The organism is Streptomyces sp. TAA486, assembly GCF_000426165.1.
On sequence record NZ_KE384503.1, the window covers coordinates 253929 to 263350 of the forward strand.

The 9422-nt window shown below is 70.1% G+C and carries 9 protein-coding genes; 4 read left to right on the forward strand and 5 right to left on the reverse strand.

Going from position 1 to position 9422, the window contains the following annotated elements:
- Positions 1-3: 3 nt before the first annotated feature.
- The 3 genes from I004_RS0128940 to I004_RS0128950 form a co-directional block, all read right to left on the reverse strand.
- Positions 4-666, reverse strand: coding sequence for an aminodeoxychorismate/anthranilate synthase component II (locus tag I004_RS0128940; RefSeq protein ID WP_037978227.1), 663 nt, complete (start codon positions 664-666; stop codon positions 4-6).
- Positions 666-833 carry a hypothetical protein gene (locus I004_RS40000; protein ID WP_028438332.1) on the reverse strand — a complete coding sequence of 56 codons (168 nt, stop codon included), beginning with the start codon at positions 831-833 and terminating at the stop codon, positions 666-668. The genes I004_RS0128940 and I004_RS40000 overlap by 1 nt, the downstream gene beginning before the upstream one ends.
- Before the next feature lie 121 nt (positions 834-954).
- Positions 955-1692, reverse strand: coding sequence for a DUF881 domain-containing protein (locus I004_RS0128950; protein WP_028438333.1), 738 nt, complete (start codon positions 1690-1692; stop codon positions 955-957).
- Between the two features lie 125 nt (positions 1693-1817).
- Here I004_RS0128950 and crgA point away from each other — a divergent pair, with 125 nt between their 5' ends.
- Positions 1818-2078, forward strand: a complete 261-nt coding sequence (gene crgA / locus I004_RS0128955; protein WP_028438334.1) for a cell division protein CrgA — start codon at positions 1818-1820, stop codon at positions 2076-2078.
- Between the two features lie 360 nt (positions 2079-2438).
- Here the strand turns inward: crgA and I004_RS36835 are convergent, their stop codons facing one another.
- Entirely contained in the window at positions 2439-3320 is an 882-nt protein-coding gene (locus tag I004_RS36835) for a rhomboid family protein (RefSeq protein WP_037978229.1), read from the reverse strand.
- 127 nt (positions 3321-3447) lie between these two features.
- Positions 3448-3975: a peptidylprolyl isomerase gene (locus I004_RS0128965; RefSeq protein ID WP_028438335.1), complete on the reverse strand. Its 528-nt coding sequence runs from the start codon at positions 3973-3975 to the stop codon at positions 3448-3450.
- 206 nt (positions 3976-4181) lie between these two features.
- Here I004_RS0128965 and I004_RS0128970 point away from each other — a divergent pair, with 206 nt between their 5' ends.
- From I004_RS0128970 to I004_RS0128980, 3 genes are all read left to right on the forward strand, one after another.
- Positions 4182-4937, forward strand: a complete 756-nt coding sequence (locus tag I004_RS0128970; protein ID WP_028438336.1) for a DUF5324 family protein — start codon at positions 4182-4184, stop codon at positions 4935-4937.
- Positions 4938-5345: 408 nt separating this feature from the next.
- Complete coding sequence (locus tag I004_RS0128975) at positions 5346-7514, forward strand: MMPL family transporter (protein ID WP_028438337.1); 2169 nt, start codon at positions 5346-5348, stop codon at positions 7512-7514.
- Between the two features lie 112 nt (positions 7515-7626).
- A complete protein-coding gene (locus I004_RS0128980; protein WP_028438338.1) occupies positions 7627-8988 on the forward strand; it encodes a cryptochrome/photolyase family protein in 1362 nt (453 codons plus the stop codon).
- Positions 8989-9422 lie beyond the last annotated feature (434 nt).

Here is a 9422-nt window from a genome sequence, read left to right on the forward strand (position 1 = left end):
CCCTCACCTGCCCCCCGCGGCCGCACTGCCGGCGGCCCCGACCCGCACACCGGACAGCCCGGCGGCACGCTCGACAGCACCCGGGTCGCCGCACTCCGCAAGCCAGTTGGCGAGCATCAGATGGCCCCACTCGGTCAACACCGACTCGGGGTGGAACTGCACGCCCTCGACCGGCAGTTCACGGTGGCGCAGCCCCATCACGAGGCCACCCGCCGTGCGCGCCGTCACCTCCAGACCCTCGGGTACGTCGCCGCCGTCCACGCCCAGCGAGTGGTAACGCGTGGCGGTGAACGGGGAGGGCAGACCGGCGAAGACGCCGGCGCCCTCGTGGAGCACCTGCGAGGTCTTGCCGTGAAGCAGCTCGGGCGCGCGCCCGACGGTCCCGCCGTACGCGACGGCCATCGACTGCATCCCGAGGCAGACACCGAAGACCGGTACGCCGTTCGCGGCGCAGTGCCGCACCATCTCCACGCAGACACCGGCCTCTTCGGGGGTGCCGGGTCCCGGCGAGAGGAGCACACCGTCGAACCCGTCGTCGGCGTGGCGCAGTTCGGTCTCGTCGTTCCGCACGACCTCGCACTCGGCACCCAACTGGTACAGGTACTGGACGAGGTTGAAGACGAAGCTGTCGTAGTTGTCGACGACGAGAATGCGGGCGGTGCCCATCAGCTGCCACCGCCGTCGACGGTCACGTCGTTGAACGGCAGCAGCGGCTCCGCCCAGGGGAAGACGTACTGAAAGAGCAGAAAAACGACCCCGAGCGCCAGCACAAGCGAGCAGAACGCCCGCACCCACGTGTTGCCAGGCAGATGCCGCCAGATCCAGCCGTACATCCCTGCGTGCCGTCCCTTCCCTACCGTTGGTCCTCGCGTTTCGGACGCGAACACCAGAGTACGGGGCCGCGCCATGGCGAAGTGGGCCAGTCGGACAAGTGCGTCCGAGCCCGTGCCCGCTTCACCCGGTCGGCTTCGCGTAGCGAAGGTCGACGGTGCCGGAATAGCCGGGGAGCGTCACGGACTTGCGCTCGTCGACCTTCCAGCCGAGGTCGTACGCGTCGACGTACTGGAGGTAGTTCTGGATCGCCGGCGAGCTGTCCAGTGCCTTCTGCAGCTGCTCCTTCTCGCCGACGGCTGTCACCTTGTACGGCGGTGAGTAGACGCGGCCCTGGAGGATCAGGGTGTTGCCGACGCAGCGCACGGCGCTCGTCGAGATCAGGCGCTGGTCCATGATCTTGATGCCCTTTGCGCCGCCCTGCCAGAGCGCGTTGACGACCGCCTGCAGATCCTGCTGGTGGATGACGAGGTCGTTGGCCTGTGGCTCGGGTACTCCGGGGACCTGTGCGGCGGCGTTCGGAGGCGCGTCGTCGAGGGTGACGGTCAGGCCCGCCCCGGAGACCTTCTTGGTGCCGGCGTCCTTCTCCAGGCCGGACAGCTTCCGGTTCTCCTCGCTGCTGCTTCCGCTGTCGCGCCGTGCGAGGCGGTCGACCTGGCTGCGTACGGCGGCGGCGGAGGAGTTGAGTTCGGCGTTCTTGCGGCTCCGTTCCTGGATGAGGTCGGACAGCCGCAGCATCGAGGAGTCCGATCGCAGATCGGTACCATGTGCGGTGTTGAAACTGATCCAGAAAATGAGCCCGGCGAGGGCGAAGACCCCCAGAGTGGCCAGCCGTGCAGGACGGATTCGCAATCTGGTCACTACCCTCGTCTCCCTCCACCGCGGGGAAGCACTACGCTAACGGACCACTACAGCAGCACATCCCCCTCGGGTCCCCGTTCCGAGGGGCATCGCGGTAAGGGAAGCCGTCGACAGGAGAGACTCTCGTGCCGAAGTCACGGATCCGCAAAAAGGAAGATTTCACTCCGCCCCCGGAGAAGAAGGCGACGGAGATCAGTCTCGGCGCCACCGGCGGCAGGTGGGTCGCGCCGCTCATGCTGGCCATGTTCCTCATCGGCCTCGCGTGGATCGTGCTGTTCTACGTGACCCAGAGCAAGCTGCCCATCGAGGCGCTCGGCTCTTGGAACATCGTCGTCGGCTTCGGCTTCATCGCGGCGGGCTTCGTCGTCTCCACGCAGTGGAAGTAGCGGTCCGCTTCTCCGGCTCGTCCTGAAGGCCGGGTCCTGCAGACGTTCTGCTCAGCCCCGGGGCACTGCCCGAGGGGCGTGCTGACGTGCTGCGAGGCCGCTCGCACGACGAGTTATCCACAGCCTGATCCACAGGGCTGGATAACTTTCACAAGATCTGTGGATAACTCTGAGTGAGTTGACGCCCGTACTATCGGTAATTTCTGCAGCTCAACTGCCTCCGGGCCCCCTGTGCAGGGAAAACGTACCTCTGAGCGACTCTGGACAGCCGTTCCGTACGCTATGCACAAGATCCGGAACATGCTGTGGACAACGAGTCGAAACGCCCGGTCAGAGCGGGTGTTCCGAGGGCGGAAGAACTCAGGGAACCAGCTGGAGCGTCCGTACCAGGCACGCCGCCACGATCAGCGCCGCCATCACGGCGCACGAGCCGTACTGCACCAGCCGACGGTTCTTCCGCGGCGCGTGCACCATGGCGTACGCGATCAGCGCGCCCACCAGCAGTCCGCCGATGTGCGCCTGCCAGGAGATGCCCTGCCAGGTGAAGGTGAAGACCAGATTGATGCCGAGCAGGATCAGGATCGGCCGCATGTCGTAGTTCAGGCGGCGCATCAGCACGGCCGTCGCACCGAAGAGCCCGAAGATCGCACCGGACGCACCGAGCGACGCCTGCCCCGGAGCGGAGACCAGGAAGGTCAGGGCACTGCCGCCCAGCCCGGAGAGCAGATAGAGCGCGCTGAAGCGCAGGCGTCCGAGCGCCGCTTCGAGGGGCGGGCCCAGGAACCACAGGCCCAGCATGTTCATCGCGATGTGCCAGATCTCCTGGTGCAGGAACATCGAGGTCAGCAGCCGGTACCACTGCCCCTCCGCCACGCCTTCGACCGGCCCGTACGGCTCGGTGACCGCCTGGCCGAACAGCAGCAGGCCGTTCACCAGCCGCTCGTCGGCGATGAGAACCGCGACGAAGACGGCCGCGTTGATGCCCAGAAGGATCTTGGTGATCAGGCGGCGGTCGGCGGCGATGACGCCGCCCGCTATCGTCCGCGGCGAACTCGCGGACGGCGAGTGACCCGTGCCGGACCCCGACTTCACGCACTCGGGGCACTGGAATCCGACGGAGGCCGGGACCATACATTCAGGGCATATGGGGCGCTCGCAGCGGACACAGCTGATGCCGGTCTCCCGGTCCGGGTGCCGGTAGCAATACGTCACCCGCGGTTCCGTCCGGTGCTGGTCCTCCACGGCCCTTCCCTCCCCCTCGTCCCGTTCTCACGTCGTGCGGAACTGTTCCGCCTCGTCTTCTCCTACGGTCAGGCGGGGCGGAACAGTTCCCGGCGGGGCCGCGCCCTCGCCGAAGAGAACGCCCGCTTCAGCGGCGCTCGATGGTGACCGACTCCAGGACGACGTCCTGCACGGGCCGGTCGGTGCGCGGGTTGGTCTGGATTCCCGCGACGGCGTCCACGACCTTCTGGGAGGCGGCGTCCGTGACCTCGCCGAAGATGGTGTGCTTGCCGGTGAGCCACGCGGTGGCGCCGACGGTGATGAAGAACTGCGAACCGTTCGTGCCCGGGCCGGCGTTCGCCATGGCAAGCAGGTACGGCTTGCTGAAGGCGAGGTCCGGGTGGATCTCGTCCCCGAACTCGTATCCGGGGCCACCCGTGCCGTTGCCCAGCGGGTCACCGCCCTGGATCATGAATCCGCTGATCACACGGTGGAAGACGGTGCCGTCGTAGAGCTTGTCTGTCGTCTTCTGGCCGGTCTCCGGATGGGTCCATTCACGCGAGCCCTCTGCGAGCTCGACGAAGTTCTTGACCGTCTTCGGCGCGTGGTTCGGGAAGAGCTGTACCTCGATGTCGCCGTGATTGGTCTTCAGGGTGGCGTAGAGCTGCTCGGCCACGATCTACCTTCCATCTGTCTGCGTTGACCCGTCCGATCCTGCCACGTACCCGGTCGGCCGGGAGCACGTGCGGGTGACCCGGATGCCCCCACGCAACGCGCTTGAGTGGACGCAGCCAGGCATGATCTTCGAAACGGGTGGAAAACGACACTGTGTCCGGGGGAGGACCCAGCAGCCCGTGACACGCCACCGAGGAGGAGGTACCTGTGACCCGCATGGACACCGTGCGCGCCGCGACCGGGAACACCAAGGAAAGCGTGCGGCACGCAGCGGAGGTCATGGCACCCTACGCAGAAAGTGCCAGGGACGCCGCAGTGCAGTACGCGCACGAGGCGGGTGAGCGGCTGGGGCCGAAGGTCTCGCACGCCGCGCGGCAGGCCCGGTCCTCAGCTCGCGACGGATACGACCAGCTCGTCGTGCCCCGTATCGCCAAGGCCCGGAAGAATCTTCCGCCCGAGCTCGACAGGGCTGCGACCAAGGCCGCCAAGCGCACCCGCAAGGCCGCCCGCAAGGCCACCGACTACGCCGCGCCACGCATCGAGAACGCCGTCGCGGACGCCCGCAGCGCCTCGGGGCCGGTGCGGGAGGAGGCCGCGTCCCGCAGTGCCGCGGCATTCGCCGCCCTTCGGGGGCAGGTGTCGGCCAGGGAGATCGAGAAGCTCGTGCGCAAGCGTGAGAAGCGTGCGCGCCGAGGACGTCTGGCCAAGCGGCTCGGACTGCTGGGCCTGCTGGCGGGCGGTGCCTACGCCGCCTGGCGCTGGTGGGACAAGCAGGCCAACCCCGACTGGCTCGTCGAGCCGCCCGAGGCAACAGAGGTCGGCGACCGGGCTCCGCTGTCGTCGGTCGGCGGAGGTGCCGCTGCCGAACGCCGCGCCGGTGACGGACAGCTCGACCCCGAGGTCGAGGCGAAGGCCAAGGAGGCCAAGGACGCCGAGACGAAGGCAAGGAAGCGCGGCCAGTAGAACCAGGCCACCGGAAGAACGAAGGGCCGAGGAGACGGCCGGTCGCGACGCAACCGCGGGCCGGCGGGCAGAAGGGATGCCCGCCGGCCCGCGCGCGTCCGGGCGGGGCGCTTCCGGGTTACCGGTACGAGTGACGCGCGGGCGGCACGGCGGCAGCGACGCGGTGCGCAACAGGCAGGCATGCGGCAGCACTTGGCCGTTGCTGGGGAGGGCTCCGGGCGCCTCCGTGGAGGCGCTGCGTAAGCTCGCAGGACGGCGATGGTCCTTCTCCGTCCGCAGCAGGTTCCCGTCCCCTCGTCCGCCGTCACGTCCGCCGTCACGTCCGCCGAGAGTCCGTCGCCGCCCGTCGCGCCTGAGGGCTCGTCCCACCTCAGTGCCCGTCCCGCCCCGGCCCACGAGGAACAACAGATGCCGTCCGCACAGCGCGCCACCCGCTGGATCACCCCGGCCCTCCTGCTCATCGTCTGGCTCGTGCTCGGCGGTCTGCTCGGCCCGTACGCAGGCAAGCTCAGCGACGTGGCGGACAACGACCCGGCCTCGTTCCTGCCGCAGAGCGCCGAGTCCACCCGGGTCATCGACGCGCAGAAGAGCTTCCAGCAGGACGAGACGATGCCCGCGGTGGTCGTCTGGACGGCGCGGGAAGGGAAGATCCAGCCGCAGCAGCAGGAGGCCGCGACCCGCTCCCTGGCCTCACTCAAGGGCAGTCACGGCATCGTCGGCACGCCCTCGCCGGCCGTGCCCAGCAAGGACGGACGCGCGCTGCAGGGCACCGTGCAGATCCGCTCCGGCCTCGACCACGGGCTTCCGGCCGTGCTCGACGACGTACGCGACGAGGCAGACCGCGTCGAGGGGACGAAGGCGCAGATCACGGGGCCGGCCGCGACCCAGGCCGATCTGTCCGAGGCGTTCGCCGGGATCGACGGCATCCTGCTCGTCGTCGCCCTCGTCGTCGTCCTGCTGATCCTGCTGCTCGTCTACCGCAGCGTCCTGCTGCCGGTCCTCATCATCCTCGGCGCCGTGCTCGCGCTCTCCCTCGCGTGCGCCGTCGTGTACGAGCTGGCCCAGGAAGGCATCGTCAGCGTCGACGGGCAGGTGCAGGGGATCCTCTCCATCCTCGTCATCGGCGCGGCCACGGACTACGCACTGCTGCTCTCCGCACGCTTCCGCGAGGAACTCTCCAGGCACGGCGAACGCTTCGCCGCCATGCGCGCCGCGCTGCGCCGCTCCTTCGGCGCGATCACCGCCAGCGCCGCCACCGTCGCACTCGGGCTGCTCGCCCTGCTCCTGAGCGACCTCACGAACAACCGCGCGCTGGGTCCCGTCGGCGCCATCGGCATCGTCTGCGCCGTCATCAGCACGCTCACCTTCCTGCCGGCGACGCTCGTACTCGTGGGCCGGGCCGCCTACTGGCCGGCACGGCCCGAGCCCGCCGCCGGGCCTGCCGCCGGGCCCGGCAAGGTCCAGGACGGCAGCAACGCGAGCCCGGACCGTGAGGGCGCCGGGGACAACGGTGACCGAGACCCGGCCGCCGCCCCCGCACATGGTGTGTGGGGCCGCATCGCCGCCCGTGTCGACCGCATGCCACGCCGCATCTGGGCGAGCACCCTGGTGGCGCTCATCGCCTGTGCCGCGTTCTCACCGCAGTTGACCTCGCACGGCGTCCCCATCGACGAGATCTTCGTCAAGGACGAGCCCTCCGTCGTGGGGCAGCGCACGCTCAGCGAGCACTTCCCCGGGGGCTCCGGCAACCCGGCAGTCGTCATCGCCGACGCCGGCAAGGCACGAGAGGTGACCCGTGCCGCGGACCGCACCGAGGGGGTCGCGAGCGCCGCACCCCTGACGACGTCGGGGCGGCCGGGGCAGGGCGAACCGCTCGTGAAGGACGGCCGAGTACTCATCAACGCCACGCTCGAGGCAGGCGCCTCCAGTGACGAGGCCAAGCGGGCGGTGGACCGGCTGCGTTCGTCCGTGCACGCGGTGCCGGGAGCGCACGCCCTGGTGGGCGGCTACACGGCGCAGCAGTACGACATCCAGACGACCGCCGAGCGCGACCGCGCGCTCATCGTCCCCGTCGTCCTGCTGATCATCTTCGTGATCCTCACGGTACTGCTGCGAGCACTGGTCATCCCGGTGGTGCTGGTCGCCACCGTCGCGCTCAACTTCCTCGCCACGCTGGGAGTCGCCGCGCTGGTCTTCAGCCATCTCCTCGACTTCACCGGCACGGACGCCTCGGTGCCGCTCTACGGCTTCGTATTCCTCGTCGCGCTGGGCGTGGACTACAACATCTTCCTGCTCACTCGCGTACGCGAGGAAGCCCTTCTGCACGGCACCCGGTCGGGCATCCGCCGAGGCCTGACCGCCACCGGCGGCGTCATCACCTCCGCCGGTGTGGTGCTCGCGGCGACCTTCGCGGCGCTGGTGGTCATTCCGCTGTCCTTCCTCGTCCAGATCGCCTTCATCGTCGCCTTCGGGGTGCTGCTCGACACGCTCGTCGTCCGCTCGCTGCTGGTGCCCGCGCTCGCACGCGACATCGGCCCGGCGGTGTGGTGGCCGGGGGCGCTGCGCCGTCGCGGCTGAACGGAGCGCGCGTGGTGAGCTGGTGCGGGACCCCCGGTCCGGTGCGCGGGGCACCTCCGGGCACAGGTCCGCACACGCCGGCCGCATCGCACCGCAGGAAGGACGACTGCGCATGAGCGCTTCCGTAGCCCTGTTCACCGCGGATCTGCGGATCCACGACAACCCGGTTCTGCGCGCCGCTCTCGACGGGGCGGAAGAAGTGGTGCCGCTGTTCGTCATCGACGAGGGCGTACGGGCAGCGGGTTTCGACGCACCGAACCGGCGGGCGTTCCTCGCGGACTGCCTCGCCGACCTCGACGCGGCGCTGCGGGAACGGGGCGGCCGGCTGGTGCTGCGCACCGGCGACGTGGCCGAGGAGACCTGCGCGGTGGCGGTGGAGTGCGGCGCACGGCAGGTCCACATGGCGGGCGACGTCAGCGGCTACGCGCAGCGCCGCGAGGAGCGGCTGCGGCGCCTCCTGGCTTCCGACGGCCGGGAGTTGTGCGTGCACGACGCCGTCGTCACCGCGCTCGCTCCGGGCGAGGTAACGCCTCAGGGCCGGGACCACTTCGCGGTCTTCACGCCGTACTTCCGGCGCTGGGCGGCGGAGAGGCTGCGTCCGGTGCTGCGGGCGCCCCGCACGGTGCGCGTGCCGGAAGGCCCCGGCTCCGCCGCGCTGCCCTCGCGTCCGGACGTGAAGGGGGTGTCGCCGGGGCTGGCCGCGGGCGGTGAGAGGGAGGGCCGCGCACGCTTCGACGCGTGGCGGAAGTCGGGGATGAAGGCGTACGCCGAGAACCACGACGACCTGGCCGGGGACGCCACCTCGCGTCTGTCGCCGCATCTGCACTTCGGCACGCTCTCTGCGGTGGAACTCGTCCACAGGGCCTCGGAGACAGGTGGCGAGGGGCCCGACGCCTTCGTACGTCAGCTGGCCTGGCGGGACTTCCACCATCAGGTCCTCGCCGCCCGGCCCCGCGCCTCCCAGGAGGACTATCGCCCGCGCGGCGACCGATGGCGGCACGACGTGGAGGAGATCGCTGCCTGGCGGGAGGGGCGCACCGGCTACCCGCTCGTGGACGCGGCGATGCGGCAACTGCTCCACGAGGGGTGGATGCACAACCGGGCGCGACTGCTGGCGGCGAGCTTCCTCACCAAGACGCTGTACACGGACTGGCGCGTCGGCGCCCGCCACTTCCTCGACCTGCTCGTGGACGGCGATGTGGCGAACAACCAGCTCAACTGGCAGTGGGTGGCGGGCACGGGCAACGACACCCGGCCGAACCGCGTGCTGAATCCGCTCACACAGGCCAAGCGCTTCGACCCGCACGGGGACTACGTGCGCCGCTGGGTCCCCGAACTGGCCGGCGTCGAAGGCTCCGCCGTGCACCAGCCGTGGAAGCTGCCCGCGCGGGAGCGGGCGGAGCTGGACTATCCCGAACCGCTGGTGGACCTGTCGGACGGTGCCGAGCGCTTCCTGCGGGCCCGGGAACGGTGACCGTACTCGCAGTTCGGGGCGGTGGCCGCGGCACTCTCCGAAGGTCCGGGTCGACTTCGCTCAGGTGAAGAGACGTGCTCGGATGCGCTCCCGCGGTGTGACCTGACACACAGAGGGTCAGCGCCGGTGCCTGCCTCGCCTGGTCCGGGCAACGCCCCGGCGGCATGCGCCCGATGACCGCCGCGTGTACCCCGGTGCAGTTGGCGCTTGCGTGAGGCCGCGCGCCCGGGCCGCGCGGCCCTCACGGGGTGGGGACGCGGGGTGGGTGTGCGTGTGCGGGGGTGCGGGCGTTCGGGGCGGGCCGCCTGCCCGCGGACACAGCCCTGGCAGAGGGGGTGGGGGTGGCCAAGCCCCCGCCCCGCGAGGCGAAGCCGAGCACAAACAACGAGGGCGAACCTGTCCGCGCTCTCCGCGGACACAGCCCTGATAGAGGG

Bases quoted from the DNA above. Each gene is read 5' to 3' on its own strand.
- I004_RS0128940 (WP_037978227.1), bottom strand. From the start codon at position 666: ATGGGCACCGCCCGCATTCTCGTCGTCGACAACTACGACAGCTTCGTC.
- I004_RS40000 (WP_028438332.1), bottom strand. From the start codon at position 833: ATGTACGGCTGGATCTGGCGGCATCTGCCTGGCAACACGTGGGTGCGG.
- I004_RS0128975 (WP_028438337.1), top strand. From the start codon at position 5,346: ATGCCGTCCGCACAGCGCGCCACCCGCTGGATCACCCCGGCCCTCCTG.
- I004_RS0128980 (WP_028438338.1), top strand. From the start codon at position 7,627: ATGAGCGCTTCCGTAGCCCTGTTCACCGCGGATCTGCGGATCCACGAC.